Below are 19,272 nucleotides of genomic sequence, written 5' to 3' on the forward strand. Positions count from 1 at the left end.
GTCAGTCGGCGGGGGCTCCGTGGTGGCGCTGGTAGTGGCGGGCGGCGCGGGCACGGTTGCCGCAGGAGGGCTTGCAGAACTCCTGGCGGCCGTGCTCCTTGAGGAAGTACCGCACGCACCGGGGCGCCGTGCAGGCCCGCAGGCGGACCAGGTCGGGCCCGGCAAGGAAGCCGATGGCGGCCCGTGCGAGGACCGCGGCGAGGCGCGCACCCGCCGCCACCTCCGCCACCGCCACCTCCGCGGCGGACCGCGAACCGCTGGCCGGCGGAGCGGCCGTGCCCGCGGCGAGCAGCCGTACGGCCGGAGCGCCGACCGCCGGCCAGTCAAGCTGCGGGACCACCGGCTGCCCGGCCGCCGCGGCGTTGAGCCGGGCCACCGCCTGATCCGCGGGGAGCAGGCGGTGCGCGTCGGCACGGCTGGGCGGGGCAGGGCTGACCGCCCGGGCCAGCAGCGCCCGGAGCGCGGCCCGGACGGCCAGCACCTGCTCCCCGACCTCGGCCCCGACCCCGGCCTCCCCCAGAGCCGCGGCAGCCCCGGCAGCCCCGGCAGCCGAGGGCAGCCCGGCCGCGTCGAGCAGGAGCGGACGGGCGCGCAGCCACGCCGCCATCCCGTCCGGCGTGGACAGGTCGTCGGCAACCCCGCCGTCTCCGTCATGGCGGATGGTGGCCGCCAGTTCCAGCGCCAGCTGGCCTTCCTTCACGGATTCCCTCGCCTCACTTGATCATCACGCTGGTCGTACCCTACCGTCTCCAACGGTTAGAAACTCATTTACCGTTAGAAGGCCGTGGCAGAGCCATCGGCCGACCCGTCGGGGGTGCCACGTCATGGTCCTGCTCGCACAGATCAGCGATCTCCATCTGGACGGCACGGAGCGAGCGCGCGAACGTGCCGAACGCGTCATGCATCACCTGCGGTCGCTGCCCACACCGGTGGACGCGCTGCTGGTCACCGGCGACATCGCCGACCACGGAGCGGTGGCCGAGTACCAGGAGGCCGCCCGGATCCTCGCCGCACCGTTCCCGGTGCTGACCTGCCCGGGCAACCATGACGCCCGGCCGGCGCTGCGCAGCGCGCTGCTGGGCGAGCCCGCCGCGGCGGGTCCGGTCAACCGCCTGCACCTGATCGGCGGAGCCGCGATCCTGATGTGCGACTCCAGCATCCCGGGCGAGGACGAGGGCCTGCTCGACGGCTGGACCATGCACTGGCTGGCCGAGACGCTGGACGGCCTGCCGGCCGGCACCCCCGCCCTGCTCGCCTTCCACCACCCGCCGGTGAAACTGCACCACCCGCTTCCCGACGCCTACACCCTGCAGGGCGAGCGGGAGTTGGCGGCCCTGCTGGAGCGCCACCCCGAGGTGGTCGCGGTGCTGACCGGGCACGCCCACACCGCCGCCGCCACCACCTTCGCCGGCCGGCCGCTGCTGGTCGGCCCGGCGGTCACCTGGACGCTGCGGCTGCCCTGGGAGGGCACGGAGGCCGCCGACCGCGAGCAGCCGCCCGGCATCGCCTTCCATGTGCTCGACGACCAGCGGCGGTTGACCACCCACTTCCGGGTGGTCACCTCGTGAACGGCCGCCGCTGATGGGCCCGCACGGCGTCCTGGGCTTCCTCGCCGCGGTGTTCCCGCTGGTGGCAACGCCGGGGGCCAGCCTGACCCTGCTCACTCAGCGGGTCGGCACGGGTGACCGGCGCCACGGTCCGGCGGTGGTGCTCGGCACGGTGACCGGGCTCTACCTGCACGCCTCGCTGGCCGCGTTCGGGCTGTCGGCGCTGCTGCTGCGCTCCAGCCAGGCCTTCACCGCCGTCCGGCTGGGCGGCGCGGTCTACCTGGTGCTGCTCGGCCTCTGGACCTGGCGCGACGGCGGCCGGGCGGGCGCCCCGGCCACCGCCGACGGCCGGGCCCGGTCCCAGGGCCAGTCCCAGGGCCGCCCCGGGCCCCGACCCCGGCCGCAGGCCCGCGCGCTGTCGTCGACCTACCGCCAGGCGCTGCTCGGCAACGTGCTCAACCCGAAGGCGGCGTCGATCTTCCTGACCCTGGTCCCGCAGTTCCTCGCACCCCACCGGCCCGTCCTCCCCCAGGTGTTCGAGCTGGCGACGGCCCAGGCGCTGCTGGTGGCCGCCTGGCTGCTGGCCTGGACCGTGGTGGTCGACAAGGCCGGCGCCCTGCGCTCCCCGCGGGCCAAGGCCGCCCTGCACCGCGCCACTGCGGCGGTCCTGGTCGGCCTCGGCCTGCGAACAGCGCTCAACTGAAACGCCGTTGACCCTACGAGAGGCGCACCGGCATCAGCAGCGAGAAGTTGCCGTCGGCCGACCGGATGGCCAAGGGGCTGATCACGCCACCGAGTTCGAGCACCAGCTGGCCCTGGGTCGCGTCGATCGCCTCCAGCAGGAACTCCCGGTTCACGGCCACCCGCAGTGCCTCCGCCCGAGCGGCCGCCTCCGCGACCAGCTCGTCCGGGCTGCCCGCACCGCTCTCGACCACCCGCAGCCCGCCGTCCTGATCCACCGCGAGCACGATGACCGGGCCCTCGGCGCCGGCCCCCGGCTCCTGACCGGACCGGCTGGACGGGCTGGACGAGCTGGACGAGCTGGACGAGCTGGACGGGCGGATGGTGCCCGCCAGGACCGCGCGGCGCAGGTCCGCGGTGCCCAGCTCCACCCGGTGGCCGGGCTCCAGCCGGACCAGCCGGCGGTAGTCGGGGAAGTCCAGGTCCAGGCACTCGCCCGTCACCCGGCCCCCACCGGCCGCCACCGTCACCGAGCCACCCGTCACGCCGATGGTCACCTCGGCGTCCTGGTCCGCCGCCACGGCCGAGGCCACCAGCCGGCCGATCTCATCGGCCGGCCCGGTCGGCAGCAGGGCGCTGAACCCGGTGCCCTCCGCCGAGCGCACCGCAGCCGTACCGACCGCCATCCGGTAGCGGTCGGTGGCCACCAGCCGCAGCGCCGCGCCGTCCAGGTCGAACAGCACACCGCCCAGCATGGGCAGTTCGGGGTCGGCGCTCACCGCGAAGCGGACGGCGGCCAGCGCCGCGGCCAGTTCCGCGCCCGCCACGGTGATCCGTGCGGCGTCCCGGGCGGTGCTGGTGTCGGTCGTCGTGTTCATCGGTTGCTCCCTCTCGTCGATCAGTCTGCGGGCCGAGGAGAGTTCGCGACGCGCGTCGGCCAGGCCGTCCTCCAGCCGCCGCAGGTGCCGGTCGAGCACCTGGCGGGCGGTGTCGGAGCCGGCCGGTGCGGCAAGCACCAGCCGGAGTTCGGCCAGCGGCAGCCCGACCCGGCGCAGTCGGCACAGCAGCCGGGCATCGGCGAGCTGGTCCGGCGCGTACCAGCGGTAGCCGGTCTGCGGGTCGACCCGCGCCGGGCCGAAGACCCCCGCGCTGTCGTAGAACCGCAGCGCGCTGACGGTCAGCCCGCTCTCCCGGGCCAGCTGGCCGATACTGCGCATCACGCTCTCCATGACGAGGACTCTGGGGGCTCGACCAGGTCGAGGGTCAAGCAGCGGGGAGCGCGGTGGTCAGGAGGTCAGCGCCCGGTAGACCGGGGCGAGCAGCACCGCGAGGTTCCGGCCCCGGACGGTGATCTCCGGCGCCGTCAGCCGCTCGATCGGCAGCGGCCCGGCCGGTGCGGCGCTCGCTCCCTCCCGCCGCAGCGTGAAGTCGCCCTGCCAGTACCCCTCCAGGCCCTCCGGTCCGTTCGCCGTCGGCTCGGTCATTCGGTGATCGCCTCCTGGGACAGGGTCAGCAGCTCGCGCAGCTCACCGTCGGACAGCTCGGTGAGCCAGCGTTCGCCCCCGCCCACCACGGTCTGCGCCAGCGCGCGCTTGGACTCGATCAGGCCCGCGATCCGCTCCTCCACCGTCCCGGCGCAGACGAACCGGCGGACCTGCACGGTGCGGTGCTGACCGATCCGGTGCGCCCGGTCGGTGGCCTGCTGCTCCACCGCCGGGTTCCACCAGCGGTCCAGGTGGATCACCTGGTTCGCCGCGGTGAGGTTGAGCCCGGTGCCGCCGGCCTTGAGCGAGAGCAGGAAGACACCGGGCGCGTCCTTTCCGGTGGACTCCTGGAAGCGCCGCACCAGTTCGTCGCGCCGCCCGGCGGGCAGCCGGCCGTGCAGGTAGAGCACCTCGGTGCCGAGCCGTTCGGCCAGGTGGCGGTGGAGCAACGAGCCGAACTCGGCGTACTGGGTGAAGACCAGCGCGCGGTCCCCCTCGGCGAGGGCCTCGGCCAGCACCTCCTCCAACCGTGCCAGCTTGCCCGAGCGGCCGGCCACCGCCGAACCGTCGTGCAGCAGTTGGGCCGGGTGGTTGCAGACCTGCTTGAGCCTGCCGATCGCGCCGAGCACCGCCCCCTTGCGCTCCACGCCCTTCTTCCCGCGCAGCCGGTGCAGCAGGTCGGCCACCACCGCCTGGTAGAGCCCGGTCTGTTCGGCGGTCAGGCCGCACCAGACGGTCATCTCCTCCTTGGCAGGCAGCGCGACGGCCACGGCCGGGTCGTCCTTGCGCCGGCGCAGGATGAACGGGCTGGTCCGGCGCACCAGTTCGGCCGTCCGCTCGGGGTTGGCGTGCTGCTCGACCGGGATCGTGTAGCGCTCCTTGAAGGCCGCCGCCGAGCCGAGCAGACCGGGGTTGGCGAAGTCCAGGATCGCGTGCAGCTCGCTGAGCCGGTTCTCCACGGGCGTTCCGGTCAGCGCGATCCGGTGCTCGGCGGGCACCGAACGCAGCGCCCTGGACTGGGCGGTGGCGCTGTTCTTGATGTTCTGCGCCTCGTCGGCGATCACCCGGCGCCAGTGGACGGCCCGCAGGTCGGGGGCCTCACGCTGGACCACGCCGTAGGTGGTGATCACCAGGTCGGCGCCGGTCACGGCCTCGCGCAGCCGCTCCCCACCGGGCCGGGCGGCCCCGTGCTGGACGTGCACCCGCAGCATCGGCGCGAACCGGGCCGCCTCGCGCCGCCAGTTGGCCACCAGCGAGGTCGGGCAGACCAGCAGGGTGGGGCCGCCTGCCCCTGCCTCCTGCTCGGCGGCGAGCAGGGCCAGGGTCTGCACGGTCTTGCCCAGCCCCATGTCGTCGGCGAGCACCGCGCCCAGTCCGAGCCGGCTCAGCGAAGCCAGCCAGGCCACTCCGCGCTCCTGGTACGGGCGCAGCGTGGTGCCGAAACCGGCCGTCGGCCGGGGCCCGGTGGCACCCTCCCGATCGCCGGTGACACCCGCCCGGTCGCCGAGGGAGGCCGGCCGGTCGCCGAGCAGGGTGCCCAGGACCCCGGTGGCGGTGATGGCGCCGATCGGCAGCCCCGCGACAAGCGCGCCCGGGTCCAGCGCCAGCTTGAGCAGCCGACCCGGGCTGCTCTCACCGGTGCCCTCCCGGGCCAGGAAGGCCACGGCGGCGGCGATCTGCCCGGCGTCCACCTCAATCCACTGCCCCCGCACCCGGACCAGGCCGCGCTTGGCCGCCGCGAGATCGGCCAGCTCCTGGGCGGTGAGCGGCCGGCCGTCCAGCGCGGCCTGCCAGCGGAAGGCGACCACGGCGTCGCGGTTCAGCCAGGCGTGGCCGTCGGGCGGGGGCGGGCCGGCCGCTGCCCGCCCGGAGGGCTCCACCGCCGCCGAACGCACGGAGAGCGCCATCGCCAGCCGTGGCCGGCGCTGCCACCAGGTGGGCAGCAGCACCCCGAAACCGGCCTCGGCGAGCACCGGGGCGGTCCGGCGCAGGAAGTCGAGCGCGCCGTCCCGGTCCAGCGTCAGACCGCTCGGCCGCACCGAGCGCAGCGCGGGCCGCAGCTCGGCGCGCAGGCGGACGGCCCGGTCCAGCTCGGCCAGGTACGCGCCCTGCGGGTCCTCCACGACACGGCCGAAGGCGGCGAGGGCCGCGCCGCCGGCCCACAGCTCGGCGGCGGGCACCAGCAGCGAGGGCTCGGCGACCGCCTGGAGCAGGAACTCCAGCCGCCAGTGGGCATCGGAGGTGCCGCCCTCCGGGTCGGCGGGGTCGGGCCCCAGCGGCTCGACCAGCCGCAGGCAGAGCCGCACGGCGGGCGCCTGCGGCCCGCCGGAGGCGTGCCAGGCGGCCAGCCGCTCGCCCAGCCGGTCGAGCGCGGCCGACACCTGGCCGGCCGCTTCGGCCGAGCCGCCCGCGTCCACCGGCTCGTCCACCCGCCGATCCACCGGCTCGTCGACCGGCCCCTCCAGCGGCCCCTCCGCGACGGGCGGACCCGCCGGATCGGCCGGCGCCACCTCGAAGCGCCCGTCCCCCGCCCCCAGCGCGGCGAACCAGCGCTCGGCCACCCGTCCGTCCAGGTCGGCGGCGGCCACGCCGCGGGGCAGCCGCAGCACCCCGGCGTGGTCCGCCAGGGTGGCGCGGACCTCGCGGTCGGTCAGCGTCTCCAGGACCTCCGCGAGCAGCACCGCGGCCGGCCGCTCCCCCCGGACGACCGGCGGACACCCCTCCGCCAGGGCCCGCGCCTCGCGCCGGTCGGCCGCGCTCAGTTCCGGCTGCCAGCCCGCGTATGCCACCCCGGCGCCGACGGGCGACCTGCCTGCCCCCGGCCCTCTCCCGCCCGGCTCGCGGATCAGCGCGGGCAGCACCCGCCCCTGCCCGGCCAGTCGCCAGGCCAGGTCGTGCACCCCCGTCAGCCAGCGCAGCGAAGCGCCGTACCCGACGTCCACCCGCCCGACGCCGTCGAGCTCGGCGGTGGTCAGCGCCCACTGCGGGTCGAAGAGCTCGCCCAGCAGCTGAGCCGCCTCCACGGGTTCGAAGACCAGCGCGGGCACCCGCCAGGCGTGCAGCGACACCCCGCTCGGGGCCCGGCCACCGAGCAGTTCCGGCGAGCTGGCCGGCGCACCGCTCAGCGAGGGGAGCGTCACGGTGGCCCAGCGCTCGGCCGCCTGCCCGGCCAGCCACGCCAGCCCGGGGCCGATGCCGGCCAGCAACAGCCCCAGCAGTTCGGCCGAGCAGGCGTACGGATGCGGCCGCGCCGCGGCAGGCCCGACCCCCGCACCGGCCCCGCCGGTGCCGTACGGCACCGGTCCGCGTGCCTCGCCCAGCGCACGGGCGTCCTCGGCCCAGAGCGCCAGCCGGCCACCGCCGGGGCCGCGCCACAGCCCGTGCACCGCGAACACCGCTCCGGGACACCTCCTCCACCACCACTGATCACGTCCCTCGCAGCCTAACCAGGACCTCCGACACCCGTTCTCCTCCGCGGAGTCGAGCGCCCCGGTCAGCTCCGTTGAGCCAATCGGGCGACATGGTTGAACCTTGAACGACGCTGCGCTATGGTGGAGCCAACAAGTTGAAGCCTAAACAAATGGCTTCGGACCCGAGGAGGAGCCATGGGCCTGTTCAACCGCAAGAGCGACACCGTCGAGACCACCGCCCTCGCGACCGCGACCGCCGGCCCCGACCTCAGCCACCTGACCGGCGACTACACCATCGACACCACCCACAGCCGGGTCGGGTTCCAGGTCAGGCACGCCATGGTCACCAACGTCCGCGGGGAGTTCGCCGACTACCAGGGCACCCTCCGCCTGGACGGCGCCGACCCGGCCGCCTCCAGCGCCGAACTGGTCATCAAGGTCGCCAGCATCAGCACTGGCAACGAGCAGCGCGACGGGCATCTGCGCACCGGCGACTTCTTCGCGGTGGAGACCCACCCCGAGATCACCTTCCGCAGCACCGCCGCCGAGCAGCTCGACGCGGAAACCTACCGGATGACCGGCGACCTGACCATCAAGGGCATCACCCGCCCGGTCGTGCTGAACCTGGAGTTCACCGGCACCGCCACCGACCCCTACGGCATCCAGCGCCTGGGCTTCGAGGGCTCGGCCACCGTCGACCGCACCGAGTTCGGCCTGACCTACAACGCCGCGCTGGAGACCGGCGGCGTGCTGATCGGCGAGAAGGTCAAGCTCAGCTTCGACATCTCCGCCGTCCGCGCCTGACCGGCACCGCCCGCTGTTCGACCGCTCCACCGGTCAGATCCCCGGCGCCGCCCCGTGCGGCAGGATGGCCGGGGATCGGGGTAAGGGGTTCAGGGCCCGGGGAGGACAGGGGAGTTGAAGGTCGAGCTGTTCGACCGCTCGCCCCGCCTGGCTCGCCTGCTGGCCGCCCCCCCGGCCGCCCCGCCGCAACGGCCGCCACCAGCAATTGATCAGGATTCGTGATCGCTGCGAGAGCGATTCGGGTCTGGGTCGCCACCGGTCCCGCGCGGTGAACTGTTCCCATCGGAACCGCGCACCGGACAGGCCGGAGCGGGCCGCGAGCCAAGGAGCAGGACATGCCCGTCGTCACCGTGCAGCAGGGCCCCCGGACCGTCGAGCTGAAGCGCGAGCTGGTCGCCCGGATCACCGACGCCTTCGTGGACGCGTACCAGATCCCCGCCGAGACCGTGCAGGTCTGGATCCACGAGGTGCCCACCGACAGCTGGGGCGCCGCCGGCAAGTTGACCGCCGACAAGTGACACAGCATCACACTGCGGACCGGCCCCGCCCCTTCGGCGGCACCCACCGGGCGCCGTTCAGGGGCGGGCCGCCAGCAGTCGCTCGTCCCATGCCGTCAGCCAGCTCGCCGGCGGTCGCACCAACCAGCCCTCGCCGGCGCCGAGTTCGGCCGCGCAGTCGGCCAGCAGTCGGACCCCGGACGAGGGTGGACCGGCCCGGTGGACCAGGCTGACCAGGGTCAGCGGCACCGGATCCACCAGCGCCCGGGTGACCACGCCGGACAGTTCGGGCCCGCCCATGGTGGTCAGCATCGGATTCCCGCGCTGGGCCAGGTAGCGGGCCGTCTCCGTCGCGCCGACCGGCCCGGGCGACGGCGCCGCGGCCGTCAACCCGTGGGCGGCCAGCAGCTGTTCGCCGAACTCCGTCCACTCGGTGGTGGCCGGATTGCCCGCGCAGATGTCCACCGGGTGCCCGGCCAGGTCGGCCAGCCGGATCGCGGCGCGGTCCACCAGCGGATGCCCCCGCGGCAGCAGCAGCGCCAACGGCTCCAGCCGGACCGGCCGTTGGCCGAGGCGCTCGCGCAGCGCGGCCGGCAGTCCGCCGAACCAGCCGAACGACACGTCCAGCCGACCGGCCAGCAACTCCCGTGCTCCGGCGGCCAGTCCACCGTGATAGCGGGCCAGCAACTCGACCCCCGGCGCGGCGGTGCGGGCGGCGGCCAGGATCCGGTCCGGCGTCAGGTCCTCGCCCGACACCGCGCTGTTGAGGTCCACCAGCACCGCCCCGTCCGGCGGCGGGGCCAGCATCTCCTCCTGCAGCGCGAGCAGCCGGCGCGCCTGCGGCAGCAGCCGCTCGCCCGCCGGGGTGAGCGCGACGCTGCGCGTGGTGCGGGTGAACAGCGGGCGCCCGAGCAGGCGTTCCAGCGTCCGGACGTCCCGGCTCAGCGCCTGCTGGGCCACGTGCAGGTGCGCCGCCGCCTGCCCGAAGTGCAGGGTCTCGGCGGTGGCGACGAAGCCGCGCAGCAGGCGCGGATGCAGGTCGACGGGCACGGCGGGCAGCGTAGCAACCGTTCGCTCCCGATTGACAACGCCAGTGCGTCAATGCGGCGGAACAGGTGTTGGACCGGCACCGGACCCACCGGACAGGCTGGGGGCAATCCCCCTCCCCCGCCGGTCGCGGCCGTCCACCGGCCGACCGGCCCTGCCCTGGAGTCCCGTGCTCGCCTCCTACCGCCAGCTGTTCGCCCGGCCCGGCGCCCTCGCCTTCACCTGCTACGGCCTGATCGGCCGCCTCTCCTTCTCGATGCTGGGCGTCAGCCTGCTCACCGCGATCGTCCAGCGACGCCACTCCTACGCCCTGGCCGGCGCCGTCTCGGCCGCGGGGCTGGTCGGCGTGGCGGTCGGCCTCCCGCTGCTCGGCCGCCTGGTCGACCGCTACGGGCAGCGCCGGGTCTCGATACCCGCCGCGCTCTGCTCCGCCGTCCCGCGCACCGCCCTGCCGTTCCTGCTGCACGGCGGCGCCCCCGACTGGACGCTCTTCGCCGCCGCCACCACCGCCTCGGTGGCGCCCAACCTCGGCGGCATGAGCCGGGCCCGCTGGGCCCACCTGTACGGCGCGGAGCCGGCCCTGCTGCACCGCGCCAACGCGCTGGAGCAGGCACTGGACGAGCTGTGCTACCTGGCCGGCCCGGTGCTCGGCGTCCTGCTCTGCACCACCCTCTTCCCGGAGGCCGGACTGCTGGCGATCAGCGGGCTCGCCACCGCCGGCGGGCTGCTCTTCGCCGCCCAGCGCCGCACCGAACCCCCGGTCGCACCGGCGCCGGACCGCGGCACCTCAGCGCCGCTGCGGGCACCCGGCGTACCCGCCCTGGTGGTCGCCTTCTTCGGCACCGGCCTGGTCTTCGGCTCGCTGGAGATCACCACGGTGGCCTGGACCGGGGCGCACGGCCAGCGCTGGGCGACCGGCCTGCTGCTCGGCCTGCTGGCCGCCGGCTCCGGCGTGTCGGGCCTGGTGTTCGGGCTGCGTCCCGAGTCCGCCGACCCGGTGCGCCGCCTGCTGCTCAGCCTCGCCGCGATGAGCGCCCTGCTCCTGCTGCCGCTCACCGCGGCCGCCTGCGGCACCGGCCCCGGGGTGCTGGCCCTCGTGCTCTTCACCACCGGCACCGGCACCGCGCCCACCATGGTCAGCGGCATGACGCTCCTCCAGCGGATGCTGCCCGCCGCCGCGCTGAACGAGGGCATGGCACTGGTGGTCTCCGGCATCGTGACCGGCATCTCGGCGGGCTCGGCCCTCGGCGGCCTGCTCGTCCAGCACGCCCCGGGCGCCCGCGGCTTCGGCCTGCCCGCCGCAGCCGCGGTGCTGGCCCTGCTGACCGCCCTGCTCGGCACCCGCCGGCTGCGAATCTCCGTGGCCGCTGTCGGCAACGCCTCGTAGGGTGCCGCCATGGGGAGCGAGATCAGATACCTGCGCGGGGACGCGACCAGCCCGCAGGCCAAGGGGCCCAAGATCATCGCGCATCTCTGCAACGACCGGGGCGGCTGGGGCAAGGGCTTCGTCCTGGCGCTCTCCCGCCGCTGGCCCGAACCCGAGGCCGCCTACCGGCGCTGGCACCGCGAGCGGGCCCGGAACGACTTCGGCCTCGGCGCCGTGCAACTGGTCCAGGTCGAGCGCGACGTCTGGGTGGCCAACCTGGTCGGCCAGCACGGCACCCGGACCAGCCGCAGCGCCGGGGCGCCGGTGCGCTACGAGGCGATCGACACCGCACTCGACCGGCTGGCCGCACCCGCGCTGGCGCTGGGCGCCTCGGTGCACCTGCCGCGGATCGGCTGCGGGCTGGCGGGCGGACGCTGGGAGCGGGTCGAGCCGCTGCTGACGGCCCGGCTGGTGGATCGCGGCATCGCGGTCACCGTCTACGACCACGACTGACCCGGCCCCGGCGCCCGGACGAGCCCTGGCCCGACGGAGCGCGCCCACGGCCTACGGCCGCGCCCAGGTGTACTCGTACTCGGGCAGCTCGCCGGCGCCCGGGAAGTCGGTCCAGCCCTCCCTGGTGCGCTCGCCGCCGCAGCGCTCGTAGAAGGCGACCGCGCGGTGGTTGTCGCGCAGCACCTCCAGGCGGAGCGGCGCACCGGGATGCGTCCGGGCCGTCCACGCGCGGGCGGCATCCAGCAGCACGGCGCCGATCCCGGCTCCGGTCAGCCCCGGGCGCACATGCAGGTTGTCCAGCAGCACCGGCCCGTCCGGCTCCGGGACCAGGTAGCCGAAACCGACCAGGTCGCCGCCGGCCCGCTCGGCCAGCAGCAGCGCGGGCGTGGCGGCCGGCTCCCCGTAGTCGACCGTGAGCCGCAGCTCCCAGAGTTCGCCGCGCTGCTCGGCCAGCCCGTCCGCCAGCGCCGCCGCCGGCACGATCCCCGCGTACGCCGTGCGCCAGCTCTCGGCGTGCAGCCGGGCCACGGCCGCCGCGTCGGCGGGGCCGCCCAGGCGGATCGAGAGGTCCGCCGGGTCCGGCGCGTCGGGTGGGCCGGACCTCGAAGTCGCGCTGCTGTCGGTCATCCGTCGATCTTGCCACGCCGCCTCCCAGAGCCCGGGCCGAGCAACTTGAACGCGTTCAAAAGTAGGTCTACTGTCTCCCTCAGACGGTTTTGAACACGTTCGAAATTCGAGAGGACGTGGTCCTGCATGGACTACACAGTCGCCAGCTACGCCGGTTACCTGCCGATCGCCACCGGCGTGACCATCTGGGTGGCCCGCACCCTCAGCCGCAACGGCAAGGTCTTCCTGGCCGACGTCTTCGCGGGGGACGAGAAGCTCGCCGACGCGGTGAACCAGCTGCTGGTGGTCGGCTTCTACCTGCTCAACCTCGGCTTCGTCATGCTGTGGATGAAGAACAGCGACGCCGTCAACGGCACCCAGGGGGTCTTCGACGCACTCTCGCTCAAGCTCGGCCTGGTGCTGCTGATCCTCGGCGTGATGCATCTGGGCAACGTCCTGGTCCTCAACCGGATCCGCCGCCGCGGCAAGCTGGAGCGCCTGCAGCGCCCGCCGGTCGCGCCGCAGGGCTGGACCGCACCGGTCAAGCCCTGACGCCATGGCGACGCCACCTCCGCTCCCCGCGAGCCCGTCGGACCCGCCCCCGGTCGGCCTGCTCACCGTGCTGCACGATCCGCACTGCGGGCTCTGCCGCCACCTGACCGCCTGGCTGCGCAGGCAGCCCCAGCTGGTGCCGCTGCGCTTCCTGCCGGTGGCCTCCTACGCGGCCCGGCGGTACTTCCCGGGCCTGGACCACCATGCATCGCTCGGCGAACTCACCGTGGTCGCGGACACCGGCGAGGTCTGGCGCGGGGCGGAAGCCTTCGTCGCCTGCCTCTGGGCACTGACCCGCCACCGGGAACTCTCGCTGCGCCTGAGCACCCCGGCCGGCCTGCCGCTGGCGCGCACGGCGGCCTTCGTCGCCAGCCGGTACCGCTCGGCGACCGGAGCGGGCCTGCTGCCGCCGGACGACGGGTCGGGGCTGCCGCCGGACGGTCCTTCGGACCAGCGGGACGCCACGGCGGAACCGGGCGCACAGGGGACGCCCGGTCCCGCCGGCGCCCTGGATCCGAGCTGGCCGCCGCCCTGCCCCGAGAGCGGCTGCACCCTCCACGGCTAGGCTCAGGCATCGTGGACGACGCAAGGACCCCAGCCGACCCGCCGGCCGACACGGCAGCCGCCCCGGCCGGCGAGCCGGCCCCACCGGCCGGCGCCGAGCCCGGGCCGGCCGACGCCAAGGGCCGCCCGAAGACCGCGAAGAGCGAGCAGACCCGCGCGCTCATCCTGGAGACCGCGATGCGGCTCTTCCAGGAGCGCGGCTACGACAAGACCACCATGCGCGCCATCGCCGCCGAGGCGGGCGTCTCGGTCGGCAACGCGTACTACTACTACGAGGGCAAAGAGTTCCTCATCCAGGGCTTCTACGACCGGATGACGCGCGAGCACGCGGTCGAGGCCCGGGCCCGGATGGCCGGGACGACGGACTTCGCCGAGCGCCTGCGGGTCGCCATCGAGGCCTGGGTGGACTGCGCGGCGCCGTACCACGAGTTCGCCGCGCAGTTCTTCCGCACGGCGGCCGACCCGGAAAGCGCGCTGAGCCCGTTCTCGAACGATTCCCACCCCGCGCGGGAGACGGCGGTGCAGATCTTCCGCGAGGTGCTGGACGGCTCGGACCTCGGCCCGAAGATCGACCCCGAGCTGGACGAGCTGCTGCCCGACCTGCTCTGGCTGCACCTGATGGTCGTGGTCCTCTACTGGGTCTTCGACCGGACCGAGGACACCGAGCGCACCCGGGCCTTCGTGCAGCGCTGCGCCCCCTTCGTCGCCAAGATCGTCAGCCTCTCCCGCTACCGGGTCTTCCGCCCGCTGGTCCGTGACGCGGTCGGCATGGTCGAGGACTTCGTGCTGCCGACCATAGGCAGGACGGCCAGCACCCGGTCACCTGCCGCACCGGCCCGCAAGCGCAGGCGCAGGGACTGAGACGCACCCTTGACCCGCGACCACCCCCGAGATCCTCGCCGGGCTGCGCGGGTCCGCCGACCGGCGGTCCCGCTCGGACCGTCGCGCCGCAGCCCGGTCAGAAGCTGTCCGGATTCCAGGCCCTGAGCGGCGTGCCGAGCAGCCGGTCCAGGGCGAACGCGGCTCCCGGGTGCACTTCCTCGACCAGCCCCGCCGCCGCGAGGCGGGCGGCGCTCTCGGCGCCGAGGTAGAGCGAGCCGAGCGCCCTGGCGTCGAGGGCGAGGTCCGCCCGGTCACCGGTCGGTTCGGCCCGGCCCGTGCCGTCGGCGTCCGAGACGAGCGCCCAGCGGCCCGCGGCGTACCCGGCCGGGTCGCTGACCTCCAGGACCACCCGCCCCGCCCCGGCCAGTCGGCGGGGCGCGAAGGCCGCCGGCACGTCCAGCACCCGCAGCCACATGAAGTCGCTGCTGTCCTCGTGCTGCCGCACCGCGCGCGGGTCCTTGAAGTAGAACGGCAGCGGGTCGTCGGGGGCGATGTTGTTCACCACCAGCGTGCCGACCCAGTCCACCGAGCAGAGGTAGCGCCACAGGCTCACCGCGGTCGGCCGGTCGAGCGCGAGGAAGTCCTCCACCACCAGGGTGCATTCGGGGTTGTTGGCGACCCACTTGTCCTCCACCCGGTAGACCGCGAGCCCGGTGACGGCGCCGCCGGCGTCCCGGTGCACCACCGCGAAGGGCTCCTTCCAGTCCTGGCCGGGTATCGTCGTCGAGCCCGTGAGCAGGCCCCAGTGGGCCTGGTCACGGTTGATCGCGCCGGGCTGGCCGAGACGCCACCGGTCGTGCAACTCCCGCCCGAGCCTGCCCAGTTCGTCCATGCTGACCAGGTCGATCCGACCGGCAGCCGGTACGTCGCCGAACTCGTCCGCGGTGGGCAGGTCGGCGCGCAGGCCACCGGCCCGCCGCAGGTCCACCCGCCAGCCGTGCGTGCGGGTGGCCGGACCGAAGCCGAACCGGCCGTAGATGTTGTACTCGGCGGCGATCAGGATCGCCACCGCCTCCCCGCGCTCGCGGGCGGACGCCAGCTCGTTGTCCATCATCCGGCTGAGCAGTCCGCGGCGGCGGTGGGTCTGGGTGACGGTCACCCCGGTGATCGCCGAGACCGGCAGCAACCGGCCACCGGGCAGCGTCAGTTCGTACGGCATGCTGCGGAAGGTGGCAACGCAGCGGTCCCCGTCGTAGGCGCCCTGGGTGCGCCCGGCGAAGTGCCGCAGCCGGCGGTACTCGGGCACCCCCGGCAGCCCGGGCCGCAGGAACCCGACGGTCACCGCGGAGCCCCAGGCCTCCAGGTCGTCCTCGGTGATGGTCCGGATCTCGATCTCGTCCACGGGCGCGGCGGTGCCGTCGGCGGTGCTGGTCCTCATCCGCCCACGTTAGGACGGCGGCTGCGCTCGGGGCACCCGGTTTTTCCGCCGCCTCACCGCCGCCCCCGTGCGGTGCTGCCCGCGATCAGCAGCACCGCCAGTCCCCCGAGGACGATCAGCACGTACCCGGCGCCCGGCAGCGTGCCCAGGGTGCCCAGCACCGCGACGCCGAGCGCCGAACCCGACTGCCGGATCCCGTTGAGCGCTCCCTGGCCGGTGGCCGCGAACTCCGGCGGCGCGGCGACGGCCATCTCGGCGGCGGCACCGGGGATCGCGAGGGTCCCCGCCACGGCGAGCGCGAGTTCGGCCGCGACGAACAGCGGGAAGGGCGGGTGCCCACCGCAGCGGGCCAGCAGCACACCGGCCAGTGCGGTGGCGGACATCCCGGCCAGCAGCACCGGGCGGGCACCGTACCTGGCGACCAGACGGCCGGTGAAGAACGGCATCACGCAGACCGGGAAGGTCAACGGCAGCGACGCCAGCCCCGCCCCGAGCGGGGAGCGCCCCTGCCCGTGCTGGAGCCAGACGTCGATCAGGTACATCCCGCCGAAGTAGCCGAAGCAGGAGACCGCGGCGGCCAGCAGCGCGGCCCGCACCCGCGGGAGTGCGAGCAGCGCGGACGGCAGCAGCGGGGCGGCGACCCGGCGTTCCACCACCGCCAGCGCGACGAGGCCGAGCAGCGCGAGCCCGATCGGTATCCAGGCCTGCGGCGAACCCCAGCCCTGGATACCGGCCTCCACCAGGCCGAAGGTGAGCGCACCGAGCGAGCCGGTGGACAGCAGCAGCCCGGGACGGTCCAGCGCCCGGGCGGACCGGACGGGGGCGGCCGGCAGCCGGCGGGCCAGCGCCACGGCGGCCAGCGCGATCGGCGGGTTGATCAGGAACACCAGCCGCCAGCCGCCGAGTTCGACCAGGCCGCCGCCCAGTACCGGCCCGACGGCCGCGCCCAGGCCGCCCACCGCGGCCCAGGCACCGATGGCGCGGGTGCGGCGCACGGGGTCCGGGTTGAGCGCGATGAGCAGCGCGAGCGAGGCCGGTACCAGCCCCGCGCCGGCCGCACCGAGCAGCGCCCGCCCGGCGATCAGCAGGCCGACGCCGGGCGCGGCGGCGCACAGCGCGGACAGCGCGGCGAAGGCGCCGAGCGCGCCGACGTAGACCCGGCGGGCGCCCCAGCGGTCGGCGAACACCCCGGCGGTGAGCAGCAGTCCGGCGAAGACGACGGTGTAGGCGTCGACGGCCCAGGGCAGCGCGGCGGCGGACGGGTGCAGCGAGCGCTGCAGGTCGGGTACGGCGACGTTGAGGACCGAGGTGTCGAGCAGGACGAGCAGGTTGCCGATCGCGATGCCGGCGAAGGCCAGGCGCGAGCGGGCCGACGGATCTGCCTCGGGTGAACGGACGGTGGGGCTGGCGGCGATCTCGGTGGTCATGGCAGCAGGCTCCCCCCGCGACCCACGGCCCGGCGACGCCGCAATGTCGATAACCCCATCGGACAATCCGATGGACCATGCCATGCTGGCGCCGTGGACACTCGCTACCTGCGCGCCTTCGTCGCCGTCGCCGACCACGGCGGCATCTCCGCCGCCGCCAAGGAGTTGGGGTACGCCCAGTCGAGCGTCAGCGCCCAGCTCAAACGCCTGGAGGCGGACCTCGGCGTGACCGTCCTGGTGCGCGCGGGGACCGGCGCCACCCTCACCGAGGCCGGCCGGCGAGTGCTGCCGCACGCGCGCGAGGCGCTGGAGCTGGCCGAGCGGATGCGCCGCGCCGCACTCGGCGACCGGCCCAGGCTGCGGATCGGCGCCCAGGAGTCGCTGGCCCACGCCTGGATGCCGGACGTGCTGGCGGCCTACGAGTACGGTGCGGGCGGCCCGGGCGTGGTCGCCCGGGTCGAGCTGACCGTCGGCCGCCGCAGCCACCTGGACCAGGCCTTCGCCGCGCGCGAGGTGGACCTGGTCTTCCAGTACGACAACGGCCTGCGGGCGCTGGGGCCGCACGCGGTGGTCGGCCACGACCGCACGCTGCTGGTCGCCTCCCCCTTCCATCCGCTGGCCCGGCAGGAGTCGGTGACGCCCGGTCAGCTGCTCGGCCAGGAGTTCATGGTCGTCGAGCCGAGCTGCACCTCGCAGATGCTGGTGGACCGCCTGGGCCGCGACCTGCTCGCCGGCATCCGGCAGACGCTGATCACCGGCTCCCTCGCCGCACTGCTGCGCCTGGCCGGACACGGCCGCGGGGTCACCCTGCTGCCCGAGCTGTCGGTCGCCCGCGAGCTGGCGGCCGGCGAGCTGGTCGCCCTGCGCCTGGCCGATCCGATCCGCCCGGTCAGCATCATCGCCCAGTGGCACCCCCGCCTGGGCCTGGCCGAACAGGCGCTGCACACCCTCCTCGACGTGGCCCGCCGCGCCGACCCCCTCCCCCAGCGCCCGCACCCCGCCCGCGCCTGCTGAGGCGCCGACCGCGCGGGCCGGGTCTCAGGGGCGGGTCTCAGGGGCGGGTCTCAGGGGCGGGCGTAGAAGTCGGGGCGGCCCATGATCCAGAGGCTGGCCTGCTTGATCGGGACGCCGGTGCGGGGGGCCTCGATCATCTGGTCGTCGCCGAGGTAGATGGCGACGTGGTAGATGTCGGCGGCGCGGCCGGTGTGGGTCCAGAAGACCAGGTCGCCGGGGCGCAGTTGGGCGTAGCTGACCGGCGTCGACTCGGCGTACTGGTCGGCGGCGAAGTGGGTCAGCCGCTTGCCGCCCTGCTGCCAGGCGAGCATGGTCAGACCCGAGCAGTCGTAGCCCGCCGGGCCCTCGCCGCCCCAGATGTAGGGCAGGCCGATCTTGCTCCGGGCGAAGTCGAGGGCGGCCTGCGCGCCGGACGCGCTCCAGGAGCCACCGTTGGAGGCGCCGCCCGGAGCACCACCCGGAGCACCACCCGGCGCGGCAGCGCTGCCGGAATCGGTGGCCGGTGCGTCGCCCGGCCCGGGGGCGGGGGCCGCCGGGGCGGGGTCGGGCCGCGGTGCGGACTGCTGGGCCTCGGCCGCGGCCTCGGCCTGCGCGGTGGCTGCGGCCTGGGCAGCGGCCTTGGCCGCCGCCTCGGCCTGCTGGGCGGCGATCGCGTCCAGCGCGTCCTGGCGCTGGCGTTCGAGCTCCACCGTGGTGTCCCGGGCGGCGGCCAGCTCGCCGAGCAGCTGCTCGCGCTGCTGGTCGAGCCGGGTGACGAGCTGCTGCTGGTCCGTCAGCCGCGCCTGCGCCCGGCCCTTGGCCGCCTGGACGGCCTCGGCGGCCTGTTGCGCCTCGTCGGTGGCGTGCTGCGCGGTGCGCGCGGCCTCGCCCGCGGCCTTGGCGGTGCTGGTGGCGGCGTCCAGGATCTGCCGGGTGCTGCGGCCCGCGGCGCCCACCATGACGGCCTGCTCGCCGGCCGCGCGCGGCCCCTCGGCGCCCAGCAGGGCGTTGACCGCGGTGAGTTCGGGGCTGGCACCGAGCCGGTAGCTGGCGGCGGCCAGGCTCGCCGCGCTCTCGGCGGCATCGACCCTGGCCGCTTCGGCGACCGCCGCCCGCGTGGTGGCCGCACCCGCTTCGGTGCGGGCCCTGGCGAGCTTGACCTGGGCGCCGTCGTAGGCCTCCACGGCCTCCTCGGCCTCCCGGGCGGCCTGCTCCAGCTCGGTCTTGGCCCCGGCCAGCCGGTCCTCGATCGCCGCGGTGTCGGCGGCCCGGCGGTCGGCCTCGGCCCTGGCGTCCGCGATCGACCCGGTGGACGGATAGGGCACGCCGTCGGGTGCCGGTGCATCGTCGGCCACGGCACCGAGCGGCACCCGGGCGGGGGCCGCGGCCGCCACGGCTGTGGGTTCCGGCGACGGGAGCGGGCCGGCGAGGGCGGTCAGGGTCAGCAGCAGGGCGGTCAGAAGTCTGCGTGCCAGCAAGGAGCCCTCACCCTTCGACGATCGGCGAAACATCCCATCAGGT

At 75.2% G+C, this 19,272-nt stretch carries 19 protein-coding genes; 10 read left to right on the forward strand and 9 right to left on the reverse strand.

Features of this window, described 5'->3' with window-relative positions:
* Position 1: 1 nt before the first annotated feature.
* Positions 2-700, reverse strand: a complete 699-nt coding sequence (locus OG500_RS17385) for a CGNR zinc finger domain-containing protein (RefSeq protein WP_329581224.1) — start codon at positions 698-700, stop codon at positions 2-4.
* Between the two features lie 124 nt (positions 701-824).
* Between OG500_RS17385 and OG500_RS17390 the strand changes: the two genes are divergently transcribed.
* Complete coding sequence (locus tag OG500_RS17390; protein WP_329581228.1) at positions 825-1,568, forward strand: metallophosphoesterase; 744 nt, start codon at positions 825-827, stop codon at positions 1,566-1,568.
* A 13-nt stretch (positions 1,569-1,581) separates the two neighbouring features.
* The gene (locus OG500_RS17395; protein WP_329581230.1) at positions 1,582-2,250 is read left to right on the forward strand and encodes a LysE family translocator; all 669 of its coding nucleotides are present in this window, start codon (positions 1,582-1,584) and stop codon (positions 2,248-2,250) included.
* 13 nt (positions 2,251-2,263) lie between these two features.
* Here the strand turns inward: OG500_RS17395 and OG500_RS17400 are convergent, their stop codons facing one another.
* From OG500_RS17400 to OG500_RS17410, 3 genes are all read right to left on the reverse strand, one after another.
* A complete protein-coding gene (locus tag OG500_RS17400) occupies positions 2,264-3,445 on the reverse strand; it encodes a DNA polymerase III subunit beta family protein (protein ID WP_329581233.1) in 1,182 nt (393 codons plus the stop codon).
* 69 nt (positions 3,446-3,514) lie between these two features.
* Positions 3,515-3,712, reverse strand: coding sequence for a hypothetical protein (locus OG500_RS17405; RefSeq protein WP_327067606.1), 198 nt, complete (start codon positions 3,710-3,712; stop codon positions 3,515-3,517).
* Positions 3,709-7,107, reverse strand: a complete 3,399-nt coding sequence (locus tag OG500_RS17410) for a DEAD/DEAH box helicase (protein ID WP_329581236.1) — start codon at positions 7,105-7,107, stop codon at positions 3,709-3,711. The genes OG500_RS17405 and OG500_RS17410 overlap by 4 nt, the downstream gene beginning before the upstream one ends.
* Before the next feature lie 210 nt (positions 7,108-7,317).
* Here OG500_RS17410 and OG500_RS17415 point away from each other — a divergent pair, with 210 nt between their 5' ends.
* Both OG500_RS17415 and dmpI read left to right on the forward strand, forming a co-directional pair.
* Entirely contained in the window at positions 7,318-7,926 is a 609-nt protein-coding gene (locus OG500_RS17415; protein ID WP_329581239.1) for a YceI family protein, read from the forward strand.
* A gap of 335 nt (positions 7,927-8,261) precedes the next feature.
* Positions 8,262-8,444 (forward strand): 4-oxalocrotonate tautomerase DmpI, encoded by a 183-nt coding sequence (gene dmpI / locus OG500_RS17420; RefSeq protein WP_327067609.1) that lies wholly within the window; start codon positions 8,262-8,264, stop codon positions 8,442-8,444.
* 57 nt (positions 8,445-8,501) lie between these two features.
* Here dmpI and OG500_RS17425 read toward each other — a convergent pair whose 3' ends face one another.
* Positions 8,502-9,473: a LysR family transcriptional regulator gene (locus tag OG500_RS17425; protein ID WP_329581244.1), complete on the reverse strand. Its 972-nt coding sequence runs from the start codon at positions 9,471-9,473 to the stop codon at positions 8,502-8,504.
* A 166-nt stretch (positions 9,474-9,639) separates the two neighbouring features.
* Here OG500_RS17425 and OG500_RS17430 point away from each other — a divergent pair, with 166 nt between their 5' ends.
* Together OG500_RS17430 and OG500_RS17435 are read left to right on the forward strand one after the other, a co-directional pair.
* Positions 9,640-10,857, forward strand: coding sequence for an MFS transporter (locus OG500_RS17430; protein ID WP_329581247.1), 1,218 nt, complete (start codon positions 9,640-9,642; stop codon positions 10,855-10,857).
* 9 nt (positions 10,858-10,866) lie between these two features.
* Entirely contained in the window at positions 10,867-11,349 is a 483-nt protein-coding gene (locus OG500_RS17435; RefSeq protein ID WP_327067612.1) for a macro domain-containing protein, read from the forward strand.
* A gap of 51 nt (positions 11,350-11,400) precedes the next feature.
* On the opposite strand, the gene OG500_RS17440 is transcribed toward OG500_RS17435, so the two are convergent.
* Entirely contained in the window at positions 11,401-11,976 is a 576-nt protein-coding gene (locus OG500_RS17440) for a GNAT family N-acetyltransferase (protein WP_329581251.1), read from the reverse strand.
* 126 nt (positions 11,977-12,102) lie between these two features.
* On the opposite strand from OG500_RS17440, the gene OG500_RS17445 reads away from it, so the two are divergent.
* The 3 genes from OG500_RS17445 to OG500_RS17455 are packed head-to-tail and all read left to right on the forward strand — an operon-like array spanning position 12,103 to position 13,932.
* Complete coding sequence (locus OG500_RS17445) at positions 12,103-12,507, forward strand: hypothetical protein (RefSeq protein ID WP_327067614.1); 405 nt, start codon at positions 12,103-12,105, stop codon at positions 12,505-12,507.
* Between the two features lie 4 nt (positions 12,508-12,511).
* Complete coding sequence (locus tag OG500_RS17450; RefSeq protein WP_327067615.1) at positions 12,512-13,072, forward strand: thiol-disulfide oxidoreductase DCC family protein; 561 nt, start codon at positions 12,512-12,514, stop codon at positions 13,070-13,072.
* Positions 13,073-13,083: 11 nt separating this feature from the next.
* Positions 13,084-13,932 carry a TetR/AcrR family transcriptional regulator gene (locus OG500_RS17455; RefSeq protein ID WP_327067616.1) on the forward strand — a complete coding sequence of 283 codons (849 nt, stop codon included), beginning with the start codon at positions 13,084-13,086 and terminating at the stop codon, positions 13,930-13,932.
* 97 nt (positions 13,933-14,029) lie between these two features.
* On the opposite strand, the gene OG500_RS17460 is transcribed toward OG500_RS17455, so the two are convergent.
* Positions 14,030-15,331, reverse strand: a complete 1,302-nt coding sequence (locus OG500_RS17460) for a GNAT family N-acetyltransferase (protein WP_329581255.1) — start codon at positions 15,329-15,331, stop codon at positions 14,030-14,032.
* 53 nt (positions 15,332-15,384) lie between these two features.
* Entirely contained in the window at positions 15,385-16,758 is a 1,374-nt protein-coding gene (locus tag OG500_RS17465) for an MFS transporter (protein ID WP_329581258.1), read from the reverse strand.
* Positions 16,759-16,851: 93 nt separating this feature from the next.
* On the opposite strand from OG500_RS17465, the gene OG500_RS17470 reads away from it, so the two are divergent.
* The gene (locus tag OG500_RS17470; RefSeq protein WP_329581261.1) at positions 16,852-17,772 is read left to right on the forward strand and encodes a LysR family transcriptional regulator; all 921 of its coding nucleotides are present in this window, start codon (positions 16,852-16,854) and stop codon (positions 17,770-17,772) included.
* Positions 17,773-17,822: 50 nt separating this feature from the next.
* Here the strand turns inward: OG500_RS17470 and OG500_RS17475 are convergent, their stop codons facing one another.
* Positions 17,823-19,229, reverse strand: a complete 1,407-nt coding sequence (locus tag OG500_RS17475; RefSeq protein WP_329581264.1) for a C40 family peptidase — start codon at positions 19,227-19,229, stop codon at positions 17,823-17,825.
* Positions 19,230-19,272 lie beyond the last annotated feature (43 nt).

Origin of the sequence: Kitasatospora sp. NBC_01250, assembly GCF_036226465.1 — a bacterium.
Classification (GTDB): Bacteria; Actinomycetota; Actinomycetes; order Streptomycetales; family Streptomycetaceae; genus Kitasatospora.

What these genes read in the sequence shown, in the direction of transcription:
- OG500_RS17390 (WP_329581228.1), top strand. Translation starts at nt 825, where the DNA reads ATGGTCCTGCTCGCACAGATCAGCGATCTCCATCTGGACGGCACGGAG.
- OG500_RS17465 (WP_329581258.1), bottom strand. Translation starts at nt 16,758, where the DNA reads ATGACCACCGAGATCGCCGCCAGCCCCACCGTCCGTTCACCCGAGGCA.
- OG500_RS17440 (WP_329581251.1), bottom strand. Translation starts at nt 11,976, where the DNA reads ATGACCGACAGCAGCGCGACTTCGAGGTCCGGCCCACCCGACGCGCCG.
- OG500_RS17405 (WP_327067606.1), bottom strand. Translation starts at nt 3,712, where the DNA reads ATGACCGAGCCGACGGCGAACGGACCGGAGGGCCTGGAGGGGTACTGG.
- OG500_RS17450 (WP_327067615.1), top strand. Translation starts at nt 12,512, where the DNA reads ATGGCGACGCCACCTCCGCTCCCCGCGAGCCCGTCGGACCCGCCCCCG.
- OG500_RS17415 (WP_329581239.1), top strand. Translation starts at nt 7,318, where the DNA reads ATGGGCCTGTTCAACCGCAAGAGCGACACCGTCGAGACCACCGCCCTC.
- dmpI (WP_327067609.1), top strand. Translation starts at nt 8,262, where the DNA reads ATGCCCGTCGTCACCGTGCAGCAGGGCCCCCGGACCGTCGAGCTGAAG.
- OG500_RS17395 (WP_329581230.1), top strand. Translation starts at nt 1,582, where the DNA reads ATGGGCCCGCACGGCGTCCTGGGCTTCCTCGCCGCGGTGTTCCCGCTG.
- OG500_RS17400 (WP_329581233.1), bottom strand. Translation starts at nt 3,445, where the DNA reads ATGCGCAGTATCGGCCAGCTGGCCCGGGAGAGCGGGCTGACCGTCAGC.
- OG500_RS17435 (WP_327067612.1), top strand. Translation starts at nt 10,867, where the DNA reads ATGGGGAGCGAGATCAGATACCTGCGCGGGGACGCGACCAGCCCGCAG.
- OG500_RS17460 (WP_329581255.1), bottom strand. Translation starts at nt 15,331, where the DNA reads ATGAGGACCAGCACCGCCGACGGCACCGCCGCGCCCGTGGACGAGATC.
- OG500_RS17445 (WP_327067614.1), top strand. Translation starts at nt 12,103, where the DNA reads ATGGACTACACAGTCGCCAGCTACGCCGGTTACCTGCCGATCGCCACC.